The organism is Pyramidobacter porci (assembly GCF_009695745.1).
Classification (GTDB): Bacteria; Synergistota; Synergistia; order Synergistales; family Dethiosulfovibrionaceae; genus Pyramidobacter; species Pyramidobacter porci.
Genome location: NZ_VUNH01000005.1, coordinates 34,827 through 56,704, shown reverse-complemented (window position 1 = coordinate 56,704; position 21,878 = coordinate 34,827). Strand labels below are relative to the sequence as shown.

The 21,878-nt window shown below is 60.7% G+C and carries 20 protein-coding genes; all 20 read left to right on the top strand.

Annotated features, from left to right (window positions below):
* Positions 1-2: 2 nt before the first annotated feature.
* The 20 genes from FYJ74_RS05690 (at position 3) to mrdA (ending at position 21,845) form a co-directional block, all read left to right on the top strand.
* Positions 3-278: a GNAT family N-acetyltransferase gene (locus FYJ74_RS05690; RefSeq protein ID WP_326830881.1), complete on the top strand. Its 276-nt coding sequence runs from the start codon at positions 3-5 to the stop codon at positions 276-278.
* A 90-nt stretch (positions 279-368) separates the two neighbouring features.
* Positions 369-1,445: a M24 family metallopeptidase gene (locus tag FYJ74_RS05685; RefSeq protein WP_154528620.1), complete on the top strand. Its 1,077-nt coding sequence runs from the start codon at positions 369-371 to the stop codon at positions 1,443-1,445.
* Between the two features lie 167 nt (positions 1,446-1,612).
* Positions 1,613-3,691 carry a sodium-translocating pyrophosphatase gene (locus tag FYJ74_RS05680; RefSeq protein ID WP_154528619.1) on the top strand — a complete coding sequence of 693 codons (2,079 nt, stop codon included), beginning with the start codon at positions 1,613-1,615 and terminating at the stop codon, positions 3,689-3,691.
* A gap of 111 nt (positions 3,692-3,802) precedes the next feature.
* Positions 3,803-5,542 (top strand): DNA primase, encoded by a 1,740-nt coding sequence (dnaG, locus tag FYJ74_RS05675; RefSeq protein WP_154528618.1) that lies wholly within the window; start codon positions 3,803-3,805, stop codon positions 5,540-5,542.
* 88 nt (positions 5,543-5,630) lie between these two features.
* Positions 5,631-5,927, top strand: coding sequence for a S4 domain-containing protein (locus FYJ74_RS05670; protein ID WP_244389511.1), 297 nt, complete (start codon positions 5,631-5,633; stop codon positions 5,925-5,927).
* A 216-nt stretch (positions 5,928-6,143) separates the two neighbouring features.
* Entirely contained in the window at positions 6,144-7,424 is a 1,281-nt protein-coding gene (gene eno / locus FYJ74_RS05665; RefSeq protein WP_154528616.1) for a phosphopyruvate hydratase, read from the top strand.
* Between the two features lie 16 nt (positions 7,425-7,440).
* Positions 7,441-8,112, top strand: a complete 672-nt coding sequence (locus FYJ74_RS05660; RefSeq protein WP_154528615.1) for a redox-sensing transcriptional repressor Rex — start codon at positions 7,441-7,443, stop codon at positions 8,110-8,112.
* A 97-nt stretch (positions 8,113-8,209) separates the two neighbouring features.
* A complete protein-coding gene (gene yajC / locus FYJ74_RS05655) occupies positions 8,210-8,659 on the top strand; it encodes a preprotein translocase subunit YajC (RefSeq protein WP_154528614.1) in 450 nt (149 codons plus the stop codon).
* A gap of 86 nt (positions 8,660-8,745) precedes the next feature.
* The gene (gene secD, locus FYJ74_RS05650; RefSeq protein WP_154528613.1) at positions 8,746-10,149 is read left to right on the top strand and encodes a protein translocase subunit SecD; all 1,404 of its coding nucleotides are present in this window, start codon (positions 8,746-8,748) and stop codon (positions 10,147-10,149) included.
* Between the two features lie 15 nt (positions 10,150-10,164).
* Complete coding sequence (gene secF, locus FYJ74_RS05645; protein ID WP_154528612.1) at positions 10,165-11,043, top strand: protein translocase subunit SecF; 879 nt, start codon at positions 10,165-10,167, stop codon at positions 11,041-11,043.
* 286 nt (positions 11,044-11,329) lie between these two features.
* Positions 11,330-11,671, top strand: a complete 342-nt coding sequence (locus tag FYJ74_RS05640; protein WP_154528611.1) for a lipopolysaccharide assembly protein LapA domain-containing protein — start codon at positions 11,330-11,332, stop codon at positions 11,669-11,671.
* 63 nt (positions 11,672-11,734) lie between these two features.
* Positions 11,735-13,393, top strand: a complete 1,659-nt coding sequence (locus FYJ74_RS05635; protein WP_326830892.1) for a DHH family phosphoesterase — start codon at positions 11,735-11,737, stop codon at positions 13,391-13,393.
* 72 nt (positions 13,394-13,465) lie between these two features.
* Positions 13,466-15,913, top strand: a complete 2,448-nt coding sequence (locus tag FYJ74_RS05630) for a RelA/SpoT family protein (RefSeq protein ID WP_154528609.1) — start codon at positions 13,466-13,468, stop codon at positions 15,911-15,913.
* 3 nt (positions 15,914-15,916) lie between these two features.
* Positions 15,917-16,375: a D-aminoacyl-tRNA deacylase gene (dtd, locus tag FYJ74_RS05625; RefSeq protein ID WP_154528608.1), complete on the top strand. Its 459-nt coding sequence runs from the start codon at positions 15,917-15,919 to the stop codon at positions 16,373-16,375.
* A complete protein-coding gene (locus tag FYJ74_RS05620; protein ID WP_154528607.1) occupies positions 16,372-17,001 on the top strand; it encodes an MBL fold metallo-hydrolase in 630 nt (209 codons plus the stop codon). The genes dtd and FYJ74_RS05620 overlap by 4 nt, the downstream gene beginning before the upstream one ends.
* Positions 17,002-17,005: 4 nt before the next feature.
* On the top strand, positions 17,006-17,725 hold the full coding sequence (locus tag FYJ74_RS05615) for a JAB domain-containing protein (protein WP_154528606.1): 720 nt from the start codon (positions 17,006-17,008) through the stop codon (positions 17,723-17,725).
* 46 nt (positions 17,726-17,771) lie between these two features.
* Entirely contained in the window at positions 17,772-18,818 is a 1,047-nt protein-coding gene (gene mreB / locus FYJ74_RS05610; RefSeq protein ID WP_320634256.1) for a rod shape-determining protein, read from the top strand.
* Positions 18,819-18,830: 12 nt separating this feature from the next.
* Complete coding sequence (locus FYJ74_RS05605; protein WP_154528605.1) at positions 18,831-19,607, top strand: rod shape-determining protein MreC; 777 nt, start codon at positions 18,831-18,833, stop codon at positions 19,605-19,607.
* The gene (locus FYJ74_RS05600; RefSeq protein WP_154528604.1) at positions 19,604-20,086 is read left to right on the top strand and encodes a hypothetical protein; all 483 of its coding nucleotides are present in this window, start codon (positions 19,604-19,606) and stop codon (positions 20,084-20,086) included. The genes FYJ74_RS05605 and FYJ74_RS05600 overlap by 4 nt, the downstream gene beginning before the upstream one ends.
* Complete coding sequence (mrdA, locus tag FYJ74_RS05595; protein ID WP_154528603.1) at positions 20,067-21,845, top strand: penicillin-binding protein 2; 1,779 nt, start codon at positions 20,067-20,069, stop codon at positions 21,843-21,845. The genes FYJ74_RS05600 and mrdA overlap by 20 nt, the downstream gene beginning before the upstream one ends.
* The last annotated feature ends 33 nt before the right edge of the window (positions 21,846-21,878 follow it).

Genomic DNA, 21,878 nt, shown 5'->3' with positions numbered 1-21,878 from the left:
CCGTGATCGAAATCGTCTTTGAGGAAACGAAGAAACGCGCGGCCGCCTACGACGGCGAAAAGTGCGTGGGGATGTGCGCCTACGCTGAGGACGGCGCTGTCTGGACCGCATACCATACCGAAGTCGATCCCGTTTACGGCGGGCAGGGCATCGCCGCGCGCCTGGTGGACGAACTGGTCCGGGCGGCCCGTGAGCGCGGCGCCAAGATCGTGCCGACGTGTTCTTATGTGCTTCGTCAGTTTGAGGAGAAGAGGGAGCACAGCTCCGTCAGGAGCTGAGGTGCAACTTACGGACGACGCCTTGGCAGTGGCCGGGCGTGTGGAGAAAGTCTTCTGGGGCGGAGAGCCCGGGGAGGTAAAGAAGAAATCATGAATCAACGGCGCATCGACAAGATCATGGCCAGTCTGAAAGAAGCGGGGCTCACGCAGGCCCTGCTGAGCGATCCTTTCTCGCTGACCTACGTGACCGGCGACGACTTTCGTCCCGGCGAACGCTTTCTGGCCCTTCTGCTGCGCGAGGGACAGAAGCCGGCGCTGTTTTTGAACCGGCTGTTCTTCGCCCCCCACGTAGCGGCGGAAAACATCGTCCCCTATGACGATACCGAACGCGGCGCGCTCAAGGTCCTGCCCCTGATCGACCGCTCCCGGCCGTTGGGAGTGGACAAAAAAATGCCCGCCGAGTTCCTGCTCGAACTTCAGGAGAAAAACGCCGCTTCCGGCTACGTGAACGCTTCCCCCTGCGTGGACCATGTGCGCGCCTGCAAGGACGCCGAAGAGATCGCCCTGATGACGCGCGCCTCGCTGATGAACGATCGGGCCATGCTGGCCCTCCGCGAGCGTGTGCGCGAAGGCGTGACTGAGATCGAACTGGCCGATGAATTGGCCGGCATCTACCGCGATCTGGGGGCCGACGGCCTCTCGTTCCCGTCGATCGTCAGCTTCGGCGCCAACGCCGCCGATCCGCACCATTCTCCCGACGGCACCGAGCTCGAGCCGGGGCAGTGCGTGCTCTTTGACATCGGCTGTATCAAGGACGGCTACTGCTCTGACATGACGCGCACCTATTATTACAAGAGCGTCAACGACAAGGACCGTGAAATTTACGAGATCACGCGCCGCGCCAACGAAGCTGCGGAAGCGGCGATGAAGCCCGGCGTGCGCTACTGCGATCTGGACGGCATCGCCCGCAAGGTCATCGCCGAGGCCGGGTACGGTCCCTATTTCACTCATCGTCTTGGGCATTCCATCGGCCAGCAGGGGCACGAATGGGGCGACGTCAGCAGCGCCAACACGGAACAGGTCAGGCCGGGCAACATCTTTTCCTGCGAGCCGGGCATCTACCTTCCCGGCGAGACGGGCGTGCGGATCGAAGATCTGTGCCTGATCACCGAGACGGGCGTGCAGATCCTCAACCAGGTTTCCAAGGAGTTGCAGATCATTGAATGACGCCGTGCCGGGAGTGCGGGAATAAAAATCGCCGCCTTTCGGCCTTTCCTGTGCGGAAAAAGTTTTTTATCGCTTGTATTTCGTCAGCGCGCCGCATATAATAATCAGGCTTTTATGGAAGATACACCTGAAAAAGAATGGTTCTCAATTTCAAGGAGGTTTGCGTAATGGTATCGTTTCTGTTTTGGGTACTGCTGCTGGTAGTCCTCGGCAGCGCTGTGCTCGCTCTGGGGTACGCTTTCATTACCTATGGTTTCGTCAAGAACATTGTCGTCGACGAAGAGCACAAAAAAGTGTCTGAGCTCTCCGACATCATTCACGAGGGCGCGATGGCGTTTCTCAACAGCGAATACAAATGGCTCGCGCCGTTTGTCGTGGTCGTCGGCGCTCTGCTGTGCACCTTCCTGAGCATTCCCTCGGGCGTGTGTTTCGTATTCGGCGCGCTGTGCAGCGCCCTGACCGGCTACTGCGGCATGATCGTCGCCACCCGCTCCAACGGCCGCACGACCTTCATGGCCACCAAGAGCATGAACGACGCGCTGGGTGTCGCCTTCCGCGGCGGCTCCGTCATGGGCATGACCGTGGTCGGCGTCGGTCTGGCGGGCGTGGTGCTTTCCTACGTGCTGTTCCGCGACGCGAACGTCATCACCAGCTTCGGCCTTGGCGCTTCGTCCATCGCCTTGTTCGCCCGCGTCGGCGGCGGCATTTACACCAAGGCCGCCGACGTCGGCGCTGACCTTGTGGGCAAGGTCGAAGCCGGCATCCCCGAGGACGATCCCCGCAACCCCGCCACCATCGCCGACAACGTCGGTGACAACGTCGGCGACATCGCCGGCATGGGGGCCGACCTGTTCGAGTCCTACGTCAATTCCATCATCGCCGCCATGGCCGTCGGTTTTGTGACGACCGTCGCCGGCTCCAACGAAACGCTTGGGCTCATGGGCGTGCTCTATCCTCTGGCTCTGTCCGCTCTGGGCATCGCCGCGGCGATCTTCGGCTCGGCCTGCGTCACTGGCAGCCTGGCCGAGGAGAACGACAGCAAAATGGGGCAGTTCGCCTGCAAGTACCTGTTCAAGTTCATGCAGTCCGGAAACGCCACCGATCCCGCCAAGGCCCTGAGCCTGGGAACCTACATCACCGGCATCATCGAGATCGTCGGCGCGCTGATTCTCTCGCTGATCCTGCTTCAGGACATTCGCATCTTCTTCGCCGTGGTTTCCGGTGTCGTTGCCGGCGTTGCTATCGGCATGATCACCGAATACTACACTTCCGCCGACTACAAACCGGTGCGGAAGCTCGCCGACACGACCGAGACCGGAGCTGCCACCGTCATCCTCGGCGGTATCTCGTTGGGCATGACCTCGACGGTCATTCCCGTGCTTTTGATCTGCGCCGCGACGCTGATCAGTTATTTCTTCAGCGGCTTGTACGGCGTGGCCTGCTCGGCCGTGGGCATGCTTTCCATCACCGGCATGAGCCTCAGCGTCGACGCTTACGGCCCCATTTCCGACAACGCCGGCGGCATCGCCGAAATGTCCGAGCTGCCCGAGGGCGTCCGCAACATCACCGACAAGCTTGACGCCGTGGGCAACACCACTGCCGCCATGGGCAAGGGGCTGGCGATCGGGTCCGCCGCTCTGACCGCTCTGTCTCTGTTCTCCGCCTACGCTCAGGCGGCCGGCCTCAAGTCGATCGACCTCAACAATCCTCACGTCATGGTCGGCCTGTTCCTCGGCGGCATGCTGCCTTTCCTGTTCAGCGCCCAGACGATCGCCGCCGTGCAGGAAGCCGCCGGCAAGATGGTCGAGGAAGTGCGCCGTCAGTTCAAGGATCATCCCGGCATCATGGATTACAGCGAAAAGCCTGATTACAAGAAATGCGTCGCCATTTCCACCGACGCTTCGCTCCATAAGATGATCGTGCCTGGTCTGCTGGCTATCATCGCCCCCGTCGTTGTCGGTTTTGCGCTTGACGCCGAAGCTCTGGGCGGTCTGCTCGGCGGCGCCATCGTCACCGGCGTGATGCTGGCCGTTTACATGTCCAACGCCGGCGGCGCCTGGGACAACGCCAAAAAGTACATCGAATCCGGCGTGCACGGCGGCAAAGGCTCCGCCAACCACAAGGCGGCCGTCGTCGGCGACACCGTGGGCGATCCGTTCAAGGATACCGCCGGTCCCAGCCTGAACATTCTCATCAAGCTGATGACCGTCGTGGCTCTTGTCATCGCTCCTCTGATCATGAAGTAAGGGCGCGTTCTCGACAGGACGAAAAGAAAAAGCTAAAATGAAAAGCGGGGAGGGCGCAAAAGCTCTCTCCGCTTTTTCTGTGGATTTCAAAATCTGAAGAGGTGAACGTTTATGGCCGACGAAATCGTCGCAAAAATAAAGGATGCCGTCGACATCGTGGAGCTTGTGGGCGATTCGGTGCGGCTCGTCAAAAAAGGACGCAATTACAGCGGGCTTTGTCCTTTTCACGACGAAAAGACGCCGTCGTTCATCGTTTCGCCCGATCGCGGCACCTGGCACTGTTTCGGCTGCGGCAAGGGCGGCGACGTTTTCAGTTTCGTCATGGAGAAGGAAGGGCTGAGCTTTCCCGAAGCGCTCGAGTATCTGGGACGGCGCGCCGGCATCGAGATCCCGCGGCGGAAAAACCGCGGACAGACGACGGATCTTTATTCGGTCATGGAAATGGCCGTCGACTTTTACCGTGCCGAACTGAAAGGCGCGGCCGGCGCCGTCGGTAAAGGCTATTTGAGCCGCCGCAATCTGTCCTCGCAGGATGCCGACGCCTTTGAACTGGGGTGGGCACCGTCGGCGTGGCGGGCTCTGAACGACGCGCTGCGCCGCGAGGGCGTCACGCAGGAACAGCTGCTCAAATGCGGCCTGGTGATTCAGGGCGAGAAGGGCTGTTACGACCGCTTCCGCGGGCGCGTGATCTTTCCCATCCGCAACGTCTCCGGGCGCGCCATCGCTCTGGGCGGCCGCATCGTCGACGGCGAAGGCGCCAAATATCTGAACAGTCCGGAGGGACCGCTCTACAACAAGAAGGAAAACCTTTACCTGCTGGACAAGGCCAAAAACGCGATCCGCGAAAAAGGGCGTTCGATCCTCGTCGAAGGTTATATGGACGCCATCCGCCTGCACATGCACGGCCACAGGGAAACCGTCGCCTCGCTGGGCACGTCGCTGACGGAAGAGCAGGCGCTGCTGCTGAAACGATTCTCCGACAAATGCTATATCTGCTACGACTCCGATACGGCCGGACAGAACGCGACCCTGCGCGGTATGTACGTTCTGCAGCGCGCCGGGCTTCAGGTGTTCGTGGTGCGGTTCCCCGGCGGCAAGGATCCCGACGAGATGCTGCAGAGCGAAGGCGGCGAGGATCTTTTCAACGAAGCGGTGGAGAACGCCCAGCCGCTGGTGCTCCATCACATCGGCCTTTTCAAGGCCGCGGCCGAAAAAGGCGGCCAGGCCAAAGCGGCCGAAGAGCTGCTGGAAGGGATGGCGCAGCTGACGGCCGTGGAACTGGCCCCTTATATGCAGGAGATTGCCCACGCCGTCGGGCTGCCCGATTATCAGCTGGCGTCGGAACTGAACCGGCTGCGTCGCGGGCGTCGCCTCAGTTCACGCACGGAAGAAAGCCTGGCCGGCGACGTACAGCCCCTCGATCTCGAAACGGCCGATGCGGAAACGCCGCCAAGCTGCGATCCGGCGGAAATGGGACTGCTTTATCTGCTTTGGATCAGCCGCGAGCTGCGCGTATCGGCGTCTGTGGCGGAAGTGATCCGCATGTTTCAGGATCCCCGCCTCAAAGGCATCGCCGGCGCGCTGCTGACGGGCGAACAGCCGGAAAGTCTTGAGCACCTCTGGCTGGAAATGGGAGATCATTTCCCCATGTCGGCGCTCTCCGGCGGCGCGTCCTTCTGCGACACGCTGTCCGGCACCGACATGGAAAAATGGCAAAAACTGAGCGCCGATCAGGGACGCCGCGTCAAACAGGCTCGCTACATTCAACTCAAAGCCATGATGTTCCGCGGCGAAGCCTCGCCGGAGGAGCTGGCCGAGTACTGGACTCTGGCCGCGGAATTGAAACGTTAATAGCTTCCTCATGAAAAATGAACACTTTGTGAAAAAACTGCTATAATAAAACATCGTTGTGATCTTTGAAAACGAGGCGATGCGCGTGATTCGGCTGGACAAATTTTTGAAGCTTTCGCAGCTGGTGAAGCGCCGCACCGCGGCGCAGGAAATGATCGAGGTCGGCGCGGTGCGCGTCAACGGGCGGAAGGTCAAGCCGGCCAGCGACGTCAAAGCGGGCGACCTGATCGAGGTGGCTTTTCCCCGGCGCGTCATTGCCGCCGCCGTTCTCGTGGACGACGAAGCGGCGCTTCGCCGCCGCGGTACGGTCGCCTGCGAGATGCGCGGCGAGCGGAGAGTCGAACCCGACGAGAATCCTTGGGAAGGAAGCGCAGGCGGGCATTAAGACACTGCGGCTCGCGTGAACGGTCGGCCGCTCTTTGTTCAAATAAAATATTTGGCGCGGAACATTTTGTCCGAAAGCAAACCGCCAGGCGTTTCCGTGTCAGACGCTGTTTTTTTCTGTTTGTTCTTTCTTCTAACAGTTAACAATTCTGCCCCTTTGCGGCGATGTTTTTGTTTTCGGTACACGAAAAAATTCTGAAAGGAGTTTGGATATAAGATGAGCGCAATCGTAGGCGTACATGCAAGAGAAATCCTGGATTCCCGCGGCAATCCCACGGTCGAGGTCGAAATCGGCCTCGAGACCGGCGAGATCGCTCGCGCCGGCGTGCCTTCCGGCGCTTCCACGGGGACGTTCGAAGCGGTAGAGCTGCGCGACGGCGGCAGCCGTTACGGCGGCAAAGGCGTTCTGAACGCCGTCAAAAACGTCAACGACGTGATCGCGCCCGAGATCTGCGGCATGGACTCCGACGATCTCCGCGCCGTGGACCGCGCCATGCTCGATCTCGACGGAACGCCCAGCAAGGGCCGGCTGGGGGCGAACGCCATCCTCGGCGTTTCCATGGCCGTGACCCGCGCCGCGGCCATGAACCACGACATGGTTCTGTGGGACTACATCGGCGGTATGAACGCCAAGACGCTGCCCGCGCCGATGATGAACGTCATCAACGGCGGAGCGCACGCCGACAACAACCTCGACATTCAGGAATTCATGATCGTCCCCCACGGCGCCGAATCGTTCCGCGAGGCGCTGCGCATGGGGGCGGAGACGTATCACGCCCTGAAAAAGATCCTCGTCAAGGAAGGCTTCAGCACCGGTCTGGGCGACGAGGGCGGCTTCGCTCCGAACTTTTCCAGCAACCGCATGGGCTTCGAATATCTCGTCAAGGCCATCGAAGCGGCCGGCTACGAACCCGGCACGCAGATCTCGATCGCCTGCGACGTGGCCATCTCCGAGCTGTACTCCGAAGGGAAGTATCATTTCAAGGGCGAAGGGCGCGACTTCACGGCCGCCGAGCTGGCCGATTACTACGCGCAGCTCTGCGCCGACTTCCCGATCGTCTCCATAGAAGATGGCATGAACGAGGAGGACTGGGACGGCTGGAAGCTGCTCACCGAAAAAATCGGCGGCAGTGTGCAGCTGGTCGGCGACGATCTTTTCGTCACCAATCCCGAACGCCTCGCCAAGGGGATCGAGAGCGGCGCGGCCAACTCGATCCTGATCAAGCTGAATCAGATCGGCTCCGTCTCCGAGACGCTCGACGTCATCGCCATGGCCCGCGGCGCCGGTTACAGCTGGGTCGTGTCGCACCGTTCAGGGGAGACCGACGACAGCTTCATCGCCGATCTGGCCGTGGCGACCGCGGCCGGGCAGATCAAGACGGGAGCTCCCGCCCGCATGGACCGCATCGCCAAATACAATCAGCTGCTCCGCATCGAGGAGGCGCTGGAAGGCGAAGCGCCCTACGCCGGGCTGTCCGCCTTCCGCTGCGCCAGATGAAACGGACGTGAACGACATGGGATTCCCGATCCCGTCGAAAAAGGAGCGGATCACCGATCCGACCGTCGGTCGTCTCGTCGCGTACCGGCGGTTGCTGATGCGTCTTGTGGACGACGGCGTGCCGGTGGTCTCTTCCAAGGAAATCGGCGAAATGCTGCGTCTGAAGTCGAGCCAGGTCCGCAAGGATCTGTCCTATCTGGGCGAATTCGGCAAGCGCGGCGTCGGTTACGACGTCAGCCGTCTTCTGGAAGATCTGGCCGGCATCCTGGCGCCGTTTGAAGTGTGGCGCATCGGTCTGGTGGGCATCGGCCGTCTGGGCGAAGCCCTGCTGAACCACCGCTCGTTCCTCAGCGAAAACTACGAGGTAACGGCCGTTTTCGACTCCAACCCCGACAAGGTCGGGCGCAGCTACGCGGGGAAGCTCTGTTATCATATCGACGATCTGCCGCGGGTCATTGCGGAAAAGGACATCTCCGTGCTGATCCTGACCGTTCCGCAGCAGGCGGCCCAAGCAGTGCTCGACGCGGCTGCCGGCACCGGGAAGATCGAAGGCGCGCTTAACTTTTCGGCCGCGGTCCTGCAGGCGCCGCCCGGCGTTCAGGTCAAAGACGTGGATATCTTCATCGAACTGGAGAAACTGCTTTTCAAGCTGAAGGCCTCTGAACAGAAGAAAAAGCAGAGCTTTTGAGCTCCGGCCCCGCTATTTGTAAAAACATGTCTTCGCATGTTAAAATATGCCCCGTGTTCTTTAGTTGAGAGAAAAAATTTTTAGGAGGTTTCAGTACATGAAAAAGACTCTGTTCGCTTCGCTTTTTGCCCTTCTTTCCGCCGGTGAGGCCTTTGCGGCCGACGCTCCTGCGGCTGCTCCAGCTGCTCAAGGCGGCAGCGCGTTGCAGGCGTTTTTCCCGCTGATTATTTTCGTGGTGATCTTTTATTTCTTCATTCTTCGCCCTCAGAAGAAACGTCAGAAGACCCACGACAGTCTCGTCAACAGCTTGCAGCGCGGCGACCGTGTCATCACCGCCGGGGGCTTCTTCGGCATCGTCCGCGAAGTGAAGGATGACAGCGTCATCATCGAAATCGCCGAAGGTCTGGTCGCGCGCGTGCTGAAGAGCTCCATCTCCACGAAGATCAGCCCCGAAGCCCCCAAGGCGGCCCCCAAGGCCGAAGAGGCTGCGAAGCCCGAAGAATCTGTCACGCCCGAAGAAGCGCCTGCGGCCGAGGACAAACAATAAGGCATTTTTGCTGGGGGCGGATGGATTACCCCGTCCGCCTCTTTTTTGCTTATTGCAGGAATGACTTCTTCTGGGAGGTATAAAAAATGTTGAGAAAGGATCGTTGGCGGCTGATTTTCATGGCGGCCGTCATCGCAATTTCGGCCGTCGTGGTTCTGCGCGGCAAAGTGAATTTGGGCCTGGACCTTCGCGGCGGCGCTCATATCGTGCTTCAGGCCAGCGGCACCGAGGACGTGCCGCTGACGCCCGACAGCCTTGACCGTCTGCGCACGGTGCTCGAAAAACGAGTGAATCAGTACGGCCTGACCGAGCCGACGCTGCAGAAGCAGGGCGCCGACCGCATGATCGTCGATCTTCCCGGCGTGGAAGACCCTCAGGCGGCTTTGAGGTTGATCGGCAGCACGGCGTTGCTGGAATTCCGCGAAGTGGTGCGGACGCTTTACAGCGCCGCGCCTCTGCCGCCGCAGGCGGAGCGCAAGAACTACGACAGCGACGAGGAGTTCAACGCCGCCGTCAAACGCTGGAACGATTACAAGGCTCAGCTCGAAGAGAGCCAGGCCAAGGCCATGGAACAGGCCAAGAACTTCAAGGGCGAAGAGGGACAGATCGTCGCCGGCGACGACGACGGTTCTATTTACCTGCTCGGCAAGCCGATGCTGACGGGCAACGAGCTGAGCAACGCCACGTCCGGTTTCGATCAGCTGGGGCGCCCCGACGTCTCCCTCGAGTTCAACAGCACTGGCTCGGAACTTTTTGAAAAGGCGACGGAGGCGACCGTCGGCCGTCAGCTGGCTATGGTGCTCGACGGCTCGGTCATCTCGGCCCCCCGCGTCAACGAGCGCATTTCCGGCGGCAAAGCGCAGATCACGGGACATTTTTCCGTGGAGGATGCCAAAGGGCTGGCGGTCATGCTCCGCGCCGGCGCTCTGCCCGTGAACGTGTCCATTCTCGAGAATCGTTCCGTCGGCCCGTCGCTGGGTTCCGATTCGATCAACGCCGGCGCTTATGCGGGAATGATCGGTCTGGCGGCCGTGTTCCTTTTCATGCTCGTTTACTACCGCCTGTGGGGCGTCACGGCCGACCTGTCGCTGTGCACGACGCTGCTGGTGCTTTTCGCGCTGCTGATGGCGTTCAAGGCGACGCTGACGCTGCCCGGCATCGCCGGCATCATCCTCACCATCGGCATGGCGGTGGACAGCAACATCCTGATCTTCGAGCGCATCAGGGAAGAAATGCGCGCGGGCAAAACGCCCAACGCGACGCTGACTTCGGGATTCAGCAACGCTCTGACGACTATCCTTGACTCCAACATCACCACGGTCATCGCCGCCGCCGTTCTGTATTATTACGGCAGCGGCCCTCTGCGTGGCTTCGCCATGACGCTGACGCTCGGCATCATTGCCAGCCTTTTCAGCGCGCTGGTAGTCAACCGCGTGCTGCTGCAGCTCATGGTGAACTACGGAAGCAAGACCTTTCAGGCGCGCAAGTAAGGAGCGGAGCGAAAAATGAGACGAAATATCCCTTTTATGCGTTATCGTAAGGTCTGGCTGGCGATCGCGGCGTTCTTCGTGCTCGGCAGTCTGGGGCTGGTCGCGACCCGCGGCTTCAACCTCGGCATCGACTTCACGGGCGGCAACCTGCTCCAGATCGAATTTCCCGAAGCGGTCAAGGTCGGACAGGTGCGCGAAGCCATGGCGAAAGTCGGCTACGGCAGCGCCGTGATCCAGTCGTACAGCGACAAAGGCGTGATGATCCGTTTGCAGGGCAGCAGCGAGCTGACGCCGGCCGAACTGCGCGACAAGATCATCAAGGCGGTGGACGCGCTCCATACGGGCAGCGTCAAGCTGGTCAACTTCGAAATGGTCGGCCCCACGGTCGGATCGGAGCTGCGCAATCAGGCCATTTTGGCCTCGACGATCGCGCTGGCGGGCATTTTGCTGTACATCACGTTCCGCTTCCGCTTCCGCTTCGCGCTGGTCAGCGTGCTGGCGCTGATCCACGATACGCTGCTGACGCTGGGCCTGTTCAGCCTGCTGCACGTGGAGCTGGGCATGACGTTTATCGCCGCCATTCTGACGACGATCGGCTATTCGCTGAACAACACCATCGTCATTTTGGACCGCGTGCGCGAAAACTGGCACAGCCTGCCAAAGGTGGGAATGCCGCAGCTGCTGGACGATTCCATCAACCAGACGCTGGCCCGCACGATCAACACGTCGCTGACCACGTTTTTCCCGGTGCTGGCGTTCTACGTCTGGGGCGGTCCGGTCCTGGCCGGCTTTTCGCTGGCCATCATGGCGGGCATCATCGTCGGCGGTTTCAGTTCCGTCTGCGTGACAACGTCGATCCTGTGCCTGTGGCATGAGATCTCTCCCGAAAAATAACATGAACAACGAAACCCGTTCGGAAAGATCCGGACGGGTTTTTTTCGCGTGAAAATTTTGAGGCGGCGGATTTCGTTCGGCGCTTTTTGCCGCGGCGAAAAAACGTTGTGCGAGAGAAAATCCCCGCGCGGGCGGGAAAAGTCGTTTCGTCGTGAAGAAAACTTGATGTTACAGCGGTTTTGTGCGCGCAAATCTGGTAAAATGTTCCTGATATTGTCGGCCGCCGTTTTTGTCCGACGCAAAATTTCACCGCGTCTGAAAAGGCGCGGCGAAGGGGGAGTGCCTGATGAGAAGTTACGGGCTGGGGCTTGGCTTTGTCGCCGTCTGGGCGGCGACTTACGCGGTGCAGAATCAGGATATTCTGGCGGTGCGCTTTTTGGCCTGGGATTTTGCGCTGCCTCAGGGACTCTGGGAGATTTTTCTGTTTTTTTTCGGTATCGTCGTGATGTGGCTGATCTCGCTGGCCGCTTCGTGGGAAGGGCGATTCCGCAGCCGTCGTGAGATCGAGCGCGCCCGCCGCCGCATCGCCGCGCTGGAGAAAGAACGCGGCGCGCTGCTGGCGGCGATGAAAGCCGCCGGCGCGTCTCAGGAAGAGATCACTTTCATCGAAAACGGCACGTCGCTGTAAATCAAAAAAACGGCCGCCGGGTGCGGCGGTTTCGTCGAGGAAGGACTGTTTGCGTTGATCCCTGTGTGTTCGTTCAATGATTTGGATATTTACCAGCCCGGCGAAAAGACCCGCGACCTCGCCCGCCGGCTGGAATGTTCGGAGCTGGCCGCCGCGGTGCTGGACAGCCGCGCTGCGGACGAAGAACAGTTCCGGCAGCTGCTGAACGTCCCTGATCTTCGCAGGCAGTTGGACGAGCTTTTTCTCGGGCGCGCGGCCTCGGCGGCGCGGGAGCTGTGGCTGAAAGCGGTGCCCGGGAAAAGAGTTTTCGTCTACGGAGATTACGATGTGGACGGCGTCTCGTCCACGGTGATCGCGCTCGAACTGGCACAGCAGAGCGGCGCGGCCGAAGCGGTCTATTACATTCCCGACCGCCGTTCCGAGGGCTACGGCCTGCATCCTGCAAACATGCGCCGCATCATCGCCGACGGTTTCGAGACGCTGATCGTGGCCGACTGCGGTTCGAAAGACGTGGAAGCCGTAGAGATGGCGCGCGCTGCCGGGATGGACGTCTTGATCTTTGACCATCACGCCGTGGAGGGCGACATCGTTCGGATCGACTCGTTGGTCAATCCCCAGATGGACGGCGACGCCGAGGCCAAACGGCTTTGCGCGACGGCCGTTTTGTGGTGCTGGGCCTGGCAGTCGCATATTTTGCCCGAGAGCCGCCTGGCCGGCATGCTTCAGCTGGCAGCGCTGGCCACGGTGTCCGACTGCATGCCGCTGGGGCCGCTGAACCGCTCGCTGACGCGCGAAGGCATCAAAATGATGCGCCGCGCGCCGCGCCGCGGGCTGCGCGAGCTGCTGCGCTCCCTGTGCCCGAACGAACCCGACTCGATGATCGACGAAAACCGTCTGTCCATGAAGGTGATCCCCTGTCTCAACGCCGCCGGGCGCGTGCAGGTGGCCGACGTGGCGGTCAACGTGCTTTCGGGGCTGGGATCGCCTCTGGAACTGCAGCGCAGCGTCGATCAGCTGCTGGATCTCAACCGCCGCCGCCGCGACATTTCCGCGGCGATCTGCACGAGCATCAACGCCGGTTTGGAGCAGGGCGAGCGGTCGCAGGTCCTGTTCAACGGCAGCTGGCCGGTGGGGATCTTGAGCGCCATCGCCAGCCGCCTGTGCAGCGAGCACAACAAGGCTTTCGCGCTGGCCGCGCCGTCGGGCGGCGGGATCCGCGGCACTCTGCGCGTGCCCAGCGGCGCCAATGCGGTGGAACTGCTGAAAAGCCTCGACGATCTGCTCGACGCCTGGGGCGGGCACAAAAGCGCCGCGGGATTCTCCGTCGATCAGCTCAAGTGGCCTCGTCTGGAGCGGGAGCTGAACAGTCTGCTCCAGAATATCAAAGTCGAAAAAACGCCCGAAGAGGTGATCGAGTTCGAGCCCGATCGGATCACCGGCGCGGCCTGGGACGAGGTGCAGCGCATCGGGCCTTTCGGCAACGGCAACCCTTTGCCGGCTTTTTTCGTGCCGCTGGACGCCCGCACGACCTACGCGCCGCTGGGCAAGCGCGGCCTGCATACCCGCGTGCTCTTCGGCGGCAACGCGCTGCTCGCCTTCAACGGCGCCGAGCAGATCGAACGCACGGAAGGCATCCGTGGCTGGATTTACCGTCCCCGCCCGAATCTGTGGCAGGGGCGCGTCAGCCTGCAGTACATCGTTGAAGGCATTGTGGTGGCCTGATTTCATGAAAAACAGCGAAAGCGCCGGCCGGCGTTTCACGGAAAAAAATAAAAGCCCGAGGGAGTGAGGAACATGGCATTGACGGAAAACGCGGCTGTCGCCGCGGCTGAGCGCAACCGGAAAAAGAATACGGAAGAGCTCGGCGCGCCCGTCGCGCAGGGAACTGTGGAAGCGCCGCGCCGTCCCGAGACGGAAACTTTCAAGTTCGCCGTTTCCCGCGTCAATCCCTCGATTCCCGACGGAGAAGGCGCCGCCGTCCCGGCGCGGGATGACTCCGGCGCGGCGCTCAAAAAAGAGCAGAATATGCTACGCGACAGCTACATGGGGCGCCTGCCGGCGCCGCAGCGTTCGGTAACCGTCAGTTTTGCCTGGAAGGAGCTGTGGGGCAAGGCGTCGCGTTACCTGTCGCATGACGATCTCAAACAGCTTGGCGAGGCGTTGGTGTTTGCCGCGCAGGCACACGGCGATCAGATGCGCGCCTCCGGCGAGCCTTACGTCATTCATCCCGTTTACGTCACGTCCATCCTTGCCGACATGCGCATGGATCTGCCAACGCTGCAGGCCGGTCTGCTGCACGACGTGCTCGAGGACACGCCCGTGACCGCCGACGAGATGAAAAACCGTTTTGGGGCGACCGTGGAAATGCTCGTGGACGGCGTCACCAAGCTGGGCAAGCTGCCGTTCAAGACGTTCGAGGATTATCAAGCGGAAAACCTGCGCAAGATGTTCCTCGTCATGGCCAAGGACATCCGCGTCGTCCTTATCAAGCTGGCCGACCGCACGCACAACATGCGCAGCCTCGGCGCCCTGCGCCGCGACAAACAGCAGCGCATCGCCAAGGAGACGCTGGAGATTTACGCGCCGCTGGCGCACCGGCTCGGCATCTATCAGGTCAAGCGTACGCTCGAGGATCTTGCCTTCAAGTATTACGATCCGACCATGTATTACGACATCAAGCGGCGCGTTAAAAAGCGCCTGCCGGAGCGCGAAGCCATCGTCAACCAGGCCATGGAGGCTTTGGGCGAGCGGCTCAGGTCGATAGGCATCGAAGCTCACATCAAGGGGCGGGCCAAGCACTTTTACAGCATCTTTGAAAAGATGAACCGCAAGAAACTGTCGGTGGAACAGCTTTACGACCTTTTGGCCTTGAGGGTCATCGTGAACGACGTGACGACGTGCTACACAGTCCTCGGTATCGTCCACACGCTGTGGAAGCCCATCCCCGGACAATTCGACGATTATATTGCCAACCCCAAGAACAACATGTACCGTTCCCTTCACACCACGGTCATGGGGCCGCAGGGCGAGCCGCTGGAAGTGCAGATCCGTACCTGGGAGATGCACTGGCTGGCCGAGTACGGCGTGGCCGCTCACTGGCGGTACAAGGAAGGACAGGGACGCATCAACGAGCTGGATCAGAAGCTCGAATGGATCCGCAAGACCCTCGAGAACGGGCCGGAGACCAACAGTCAGGAGTTTATGGAGCGCCTGCGCGACGACGTGCTGACCTCGGACGTGTTCGTCTTCACGCCCGAAGGCGACGTCAAGAGCCTGCCCCGCGGCAGCTGCCCTGTGGATTTCGCTTATGCCGTGCACAGTCGTATCGGCGAGCAGTACGTCGGCGCCATGGTCAACAACCGGATTGTCGCCGCCGATTACGTGCTGCACAACGGCGACATCGTCAAGATCATGACTTCGCCGCAGGGAAAGCCCTCGCGCGACTGGGCCAATTTCGTCAAGAGCAGCAAGGCGAAAAGCCGTATCCGCAGCTACTTCAAGCGCCTCGATTCGCAGGAAAAAAACGAGAACATCCAGCGCGGCCGCGAACTGCTGGAGCGGGAATTGAAGACGCGCCTCGGCGAGAATTTCAAACCCGTGGACGAAGTCATTCCCTGCATCAGCCGCATCGCTCACGACGTGAGCTGCAATAACGCCGACGACGTGCTGGCGGCGATCGGTTCCGGCGCGATTGGGCCGGCGGGCATCGCACAGAGAGTCTGCGTGGCGCTGAACACGCCCGTCGCCGACGCGGTGCCGCAGACGCCGGAAGCGGTAGGGCAGAAGCCTCACAGTTTTGCTCAAAAAGGGGCCGACGTGATCGTCGAAGGCGCATCCGGTATCGTCGTGACGTTGGCTCACTGTTGCCAGCCCGTGCCCGGCGACGCCATCGTGGGATTTTCCACGAAGGTGCGCGGCATCATGGTCCATCGCGAGAACTGCCCGCGCCTCGAAAAAGCCGCGCCTGACCGCCTGATTCCCGTGTCCTGGGGCAACACGGACAAAAAGAAGTACGACGCGCGCATCGTCATCGACGCGCTCGACCGCCCCGGCCTTTTCGGCGACATCGCACAGGTTTGCGGCAACGGCGGCATCAATATCACGTCGGTGATGGCCAGTCAGATGGGCAGCGGCAATTCGCGCATGAAAATGGATATCGCCGTGCAGGATCTGGAACAGCTGTATTCCATCATTGCCCGTCTGAACGGCATCCGCGACGTGATCAACGTATACAGGGGGTAGAGCATGAGAGCTGTGGTGCAGAGGGTGACCTCGTCCTCCGTCGATTCCGAAGGCGTCCGCGTCGGCTCTATCGGCAGGGGCTTCTGCGTGCTGCTGGGCGTGACGCACGGCGACACCGAAGCCGACGCCTGCTGGTTGGCTGATAAAATCGCGGAACTGCGCGTGTTCGAAGGCGAAAACGGCAAATTGAATCGCTCGCTGGTCGACGTGGGCGGAGCGATGCTGATCGTTTCCCAATTTACGCTGTACGGCGACTGCCGCCGCGGCCGCCGCCCCTCCTTTTCGGAGGCGGCACGGCCCGAGCAGGCGAACGCGCTTTACGAGAAATTTGTCGAATGCGTCCGCTCTCGGGGTATTCCCGCCGAGACGGGCGTGTTTCAGACCATGATGACGGTGAATATCGTCAATGACGGACCTGTCACGTTGATTATCGATACTCCGGAGAGAGAGAAAGAGCCATGAATTACAAACGCATTCCTCTTGGCCCGCTGTGGACCAATTCCTACGTGATCGACGACGGCCGCGGTACGGCCTTCTGCATCGACGCCGGGGGCGATCCAGCCGATGTGCTTGCTTACCTGCGCAACGAACGGCTGAAGTTGGCGGCGATCGTTCTGACCCACTGCCATATGGATCACATCCTCGGCTGCGCAGCGCTGAAAAAAGCGACCGGCGCCGTGCTGTACGCGCCGGCGGACGACGAACCGCTGCTCGCGGATCCCAATCGGAACCTGGCTGGCGAGTTCGGCTACGAGATCGAGGCGGTGCAGCCCGACTGCCTTGTGCGCGACGGCGACGTTTTTTCCGTCGGCGGCATCTCGCTGACGGCGCTGCACACGCCGGGGCATACGCCGGGCAGCACCTGCTACGTTGCCGAACAGGACGGGGAAAAACTGCTTGTTTCCGGCGACACGCTTTTTGCCCGCAGCATTGGCCGCACCGATCTGACCGGCGGCGACAGTGAGGCCATGTCCCGTTCGCTGGCTCGTCTCAACGCCATTGTGGGCGACATGGCCGTGCTTCCCGGCCATGGTCCCGAGACGACGCTCCAAAAAGAGCGTGAGTGGAACCCTTTTTTGAAGGACTGAGCCGATGGCACTCGAGATGAACGCCAGCGAACGTCCGCGCGAACGGCTTGTGACCCGCGGCCCCGAAGCGCTGAAGACGGAGGAACTGCTGGCGATTCTTTTTGGTACGGGGCGCGAGGGCTGCAACGTGATCGAAATGTCGCGGGAGCTGCTGAACAAATACGGCTCTCTGAAAAATCTCTCCCGCGCTCACGCCTTGGAGCTGGCGGGGCGAAGCTACCCTCGTGACAGCGTCAAGGGCATCGGGTTGGCCAAGGCGGTGACGCTTCTGGCAGCGCTTGAGCTGGGGCGGCGGGCGACCAGCGAAGAAGGACGTCACGACGACCTGAAAAGCCGTCTTGACTTTTGGACCATGCAGCTGTCGGCAGACGAACGCGAGTTCATCATCGCTATCTATCTGGATCGTAAAGACGTTCCTATTGCGGACGAGCGCCTCTCGTTCGGGGGCGTCGACGGCGCCGTGCTGGACGCTCCCTATCTGATGCGCCGTGCCGTGCGGCTGAACTGCGCGGCGCTGGCGCTTGTGCATAACCATCCTGACGGCGACCTGACGCCGAGCGACGACGATCTTTTTCTGTCGCGTTCCGTGGCGCAGATGCTCCATGTACTTCAGATCGGTTATTACGGACATTACATTGCCGGCGGCGGCAGAATCCGGCGCATTTGTGGCGACGGCAGCACGGGCAAAGATCTTGTGCTGAATGCTGCCGCGGTAAAACCGTGAAATCGTTCTTTTCCGCGCGGAAAAGAACTGGTGAGGAGGAACAATCGTGGCTCTTTTCGGAAGATCCGGCGGTGTTGGCGTGGGAATCGATCTTGGTACCGCCAATGTCGTCGTTTTTCAGAGCGACCGGGGAATCGTCTTCGACGAGCCTTCCTGTGTGGCGGTGCGCAAACTGCCGCGCGGCGGCGTGGAAGTGATCGCTTACGGTCACGAGGCGAAAGCGATGATCGGCAAAACGCCTGTGGGCGTCTCGGTGATCCGACCGCTGCGCGACGGCGTCATCGCCAATTTCGACATGACCGAAGCCGTGCTGCGCCATTTTATCTCCAAAGCCTGCGCGGTCGGACATTTTTCCAATCCGCAGGTCGTTGTTTCCGTGCCCGCCCGGGTGACCGAGGTCGAGCGCCGCGCCGTCGTCGACGCCGCTTTGGGCGCCGGCGCGCGCGAAGCGTACATTCTCGACGAGCCGCTTGCGGCGGCGCTCGGTGCCGGTCTGCCGATCAACGCGCCGGAGGGCAGCATGGTGCTCGACATCGGTTCCGGCACCAGCGAAGTGGCCGTCATCTCTCTCGGCGGCCTGGTGGTGAGCAATTCGCTGCGCATCGCCGGCGACAGCATGGACGAAGCGATCATCGGCCTGTTCCGGCAGAAACACGCGCTGCTGATCGGCGAAAGCACGGCCGAAAACGTAAAAAACGAGATTGGTTCGGTGCTGCCGCTCAAGGAAGAGCTTGAGATGGAAGTGAAAGGGCGTGACCTGGCCGACGGCCTGCCCAAGGTGAGCCGCGTCAGTTCGGTGGAAGTCCGCGAGGTGCTGTTGCCGATCGTGTCCCGCATCGAAGACATGGTGAAAGTGGCCCTCGAACAGACGCCGCCGGAGCTCTCCCGCGACATCGTTGACAACGGCATCGTGCTGACCGGTGGCGCTTCGCAGCTGCGCGGTCTGCCGGAAAGGCTGACGCGGGTGCTGAACGCTCCCGTGATCCTTTCCGAAGAGCCCATCCACGCGGTCGCCAACGGCGTGGGGCTGACGCTGCAGAATTTAGGAGAAATGAAAAGGATCCTCACGACCGTCCACAAGAGTCAGCTCTGACGAGTTCCGGTCATGGCAGAGCGTTGGAACTTTGAACGGGAGTTGGTTATCGGCCTGATCTGCATCGTCGCCTGTGTGCTTCTCGCCTTGGGAGCGACTGGAAGCGAGCGGACGCGCCATGCCATGGATATAACCGCATCGATGCTGGCCCCGCTTGAGAAACCGGCAGTCTTTGTGATCGATCGCGTCGAGCGATTTCGTCGTTGGGCCTCTGAACGTCGGGATCTGCTGATGGAGCTGGAGGAGTTGCGCGAAGAGAATCGCGCGCTGCGTCTGCAGGCGGGAGAGGAAATCTCGGCGGAGTTTAAACGGCGTGCCCGTCCCGGCAATCGTTTTCCGATCGTTTTTCGTGATCCCGGCATGTGGTGGGAAGAACTTCGCATCGGTACCGGCGACGAAAAATACGCCCCCGGCTGCGCCGTGCTCGACGGCTCCGATCTGGTCGGCGTAATCACTTCGCAGCGCGGCGGCAGCGCCTGGGTACGTTTGATTACCAGCGCCGGCTTCTATGTTCCCGTGGTGGTGGAAGAAACGCGTGAAATCGGCGTTGTCACGGGAGACAACGAAGGTGGCGTGTGGGTTAGGTATTTGCCTTCCGACGGTGATTACAAGCCGGGAATGAAAATCCTGACCGTTTTGGGCAGCCGCCTGCCGGTCGGCTTGCCGGTGGGCGAGCTGACTTCCGAACGGCGGACGGTGACGGCAGGCGTCGACGAATTTCGCGTCAAAACAGGAGCCGATCTGTTCAGACTTCAATATGTGTCTGTGCTGGGAGGTTTGCAGCCATGAAAAATTTTCTGGCGCTGATTTTCGGCTGGTACGCTCAGGACATTGTGCAGATCATGATGACTCAGACTTTTTTGGCGCCGGAAATCTATCTGATGATGCTGATCTGGTGTGTGACCCAGGAGAAGCAACTGAGCGTGCCTTGGCGGTGGTTCGCCGCGGCGCTGTGCGGCGGCCTGCTGATGGACCTGCGCTGGATCGGAGTGCCGGGATTATATGGAGCTCTTTATACGGCGGCAGTTTTGGTTGCGCATTGGGCGTGGTTTCAGATTCCCGCGGCCAACCGTCGGACGCCGCCCTATGTGGTCATCACGACGCTGCTCTGCGCTGTGATGACGCTGTCGCGGCTGCTCTTCTGGGATGCCGGCGTCCTGGCCGGTCGAATTGGGCTCGTCATCGGCGTGCAATGGATCGCGAACGCCGTGGTGCTAATCTTTTCAGCATTTTTGAGGTCTCACCTTCATGACGACAAATCTTTCTGAACAACCGACTCAGCGCCTGCTGTCTGACACGCGCTTGAATTTCTGGTGTGCCGTCGCGACCGGATCATTTGTGGTTTTAGCTGCTGCGCTGGCGCTTTTCCAGGTGCTCTGGTCCGACCGCTACGTAGGGCTGGCGTTGAAAAACCGCCTTCGGCTGATCCGCATGCCGCCGGCTCGCGGACAGATTTATGACCGCAAGGGATTGCCTCTGGCGTTGAACGTGATGACTTTTGATATCATGGGCTATCCGCTGGACCTGCAGCGCGACGAGGTCAAACAAAAACTGCTTGGCGCTCTGCAGCGTGCCCGTCTGCCTCACGATCCGGAAAAACTCGAACAGCGCATCAAAAACCTTTACTGGGCTCCGTATCGGGCTATTTCGCTGGTCTCGAATCTGACGATGCTGCAAATGACCAGCCTGATGGAAGATCCTGAATTTCCCGAAGTGCTGTTCCCGTTGCCGGTGTGGCGCCGTACCTACCCTGCCGGCCCCCTGGCTTCCCATGTGGTGGGGTACGTGGGCGAGATTTCCGAACAGGAGCTGCGCAGCGTCGAAACTGGTGAAAACAAAAGCTACATCGGCGGCGACGTGATCGGTAAGTCCGGCGTAGAAAAATATTATGAAGACGTTTTGCGCGGTTCCATTGGCGAACGGGCGGTAGAAGTGGACGCCCGCGGCCGCCAGCGCCGCACGTTGAATGAGACGATGCCGGGCATCGGACAGGATCTGACGCTGACGATCGATCTGAGCGCACAGAGCTATGCCTCGGATCTCATGAAGGATTACAATGGCGTGATGGTGGCTCTCGACGTGAACAACGGCGAAGTGGTCGTGATGTGGTCGAATCCTTCCTATGATCCGAATCCGCTGGCTTGGGGGGTGTCTGGGACTGAATGGGCCGGCCTGAATCTCGACAGCTCTCGCCCCTTGTTGAATCGGGCCATCAGCGGGCAGTACTCGCCCGGTTCCATATTTAAAGCGGTAACCGGCTATGCGGCGCTTGAGTCCGGTGTGGCAGACAAAAACACGTCGGTTCACTGTTCCGGAGTTTTTCGCCTGGGCAGTAATTTGTATCATTGCTGGCGGCGCGGCGGACACGGGCGGGAAACTTTTGTGCGTGCGCTGCGCGATTCGTGCGACGTCTATTTTTACGAGACCAGCCAGATGGTCGGCGTAAAAAAGTACGATGAAGCGGGAGAACGCTTTGGTCTCGGACGTCCGCTGGGGATCGATCTTCCCGGTGAGGCTTCGGGCCTTTTGCCCAGTCCCGAGTGGAAGAGGGACGTGATGCATCAAAGCTGGTTTCGAGGCGACTCGGTCAACATGTCGATCGGGCAGGGATTTGTACTGCTTACGCCGCTGCAGATGGCCAGCGTTTACGCGACCATCGCCAACGGCGGCATCTTCTATCGTCCGCACGTGTTGAAAACGGCCAAAGTGGAAGGACAGCCTACCGGGCTTCGTCAGGAATATCTGAAATTGGTCAAGGCCGGATTGCGGGCGGTGGTTGCCAAAGGCGGCACCGGTCATCGCGCCGCAGTGTCCGGTGTGGAAATTGCGGGCAAAACCGGTACGGTTCAGCACGATCACGGCAAGGATCACGCTGTGTTTGCCGGTTATGCCCCGGCGTCAAAGCCGCGTTATGCCGTCGTCTGCTTCATCGAAGGCGGCGAGAGCGGCGGGCGGGTGGCCGGACCTCTGGTCGGACGGCTGCTGAGCTTTCTGCTGAACGGAAATGGCGGCACGAACGAAAGATAAATCCGCATTTCAGTGAAAGGAATGGGAAAAATA

Excerpts from the sequence above, each read along its gene's own strand:
- FYJ74_RS05685 (WP_154528620.1), top strand. The coding sequence starts at position 369 with ATGAATCAACGGCGCATCGACAAGATCATGGCCAGTCTGAAAGAAGCG.
- FYJ74_RS05680 (WP_154528619.1), top strand. The coding sequence starts at position 1,613 with ATGGTATCGTTTCTGTTTTGGGTACTGCTGCTGGTAGTCCTCGGCAGC.
- dnaG (WP_154528618.1), top strand. The coding sequence starts at position 3,803 with ATGGCCGACGAAATCGTCGCAAAAATAAAGGATGCCGTCGACATCGTG.
- eno (WP_154528616.1), top strand. The coding sequence starts at position 6,144 with ATGAGCGCAATCGTAGGCGTACATGCAAGAGAAATCCTGGATTCCCGC.
- FYJ74_RS05660 (WP_154528615.1), top strand. The coding sequence starts at position 7,441 with ATGGGATTCCCGATCCCGTCGAAAAAGGAGCGGATCACCGATCCGACC.
- yajC (WP_154528614.1), top strand. The coding sequence starts at position 8,210 with ATGAAAAAGACTCTGTTCGCTTCGCTTTTTGCCCTTCTTTCCGCCGGT.
- secD (WP_154528613.1), top strand. The coding sequence starts at position 8,746 with ATGTTGAGAAAGGATCGTTGGCGGCTGATTTTCATGGCGGCCGTCATC.
- secF (WP_154528612.1), top strand. The coding sequence starts at position 10,165 with ATGAGACGAAATATCCCTTTTATGCGTTATCGTAAGGTCTGGCTGGCG.
- FYJ74_RS05640 (WP_154528611.1), top strand. The coding sequence starts at position 11,330 with ATGAGAAGTTACGGGCTGGGGCTTGGCTTTGTCGCCGTCTGGGCGGCG.
- FYJ74_RS05630 (WP_154528609.1), top strand. The coding sequence starts at position 13,466 with ATGGCATTGACGGAAAACGCGGCTGTCGCCGCGGCTGAGCGCAACCGG.
- dtd (WP_154528608.1), top strand. The coding sequence starts at position 15,917 with ATGAGAGCTGTGGTGCAGAGGGTGACCTCGTCCTCCGTCGATTCCGAA.
- FYJ74_RS05620 (WP_154528607.1), top strand. The coding sequence starts at position 16,372 with ATGAATTACAAACGCATTCCTCTTGGCCCGCTGTGGACCAATTCCTAC.
- FYJ74_RS05615 (WP_154528606.1), top strand. The coding sequence starts at position 17,006 with ATGGCACTCGAGATGAACGCCAGCGAACGTCCGCGCGAACGGCTTGTG.
- FYJ74_RS05605 (WP_154528605.1), top strand. The coding sequence starts at position 18,831 with ATGGCAGAGCGTTGGAACTTTGAACGGGAGTTGGTTATCGGCCTGATC.
- FYJ74_RS05600 (WP_154528604.1), top strand. The coding sequence starts at position 19,604 with ATGAAAAATTTTCTGGCGCTGATTTTCGGCTGGTACGCTCAGGACATT.
- mrdA (WP_154528603.1), top strand. The coding sequence starts at position 20,067 with ATGACGACAAATCTTTCTGAACAACCGACTCAGCGCCTGCTGTCTGAC.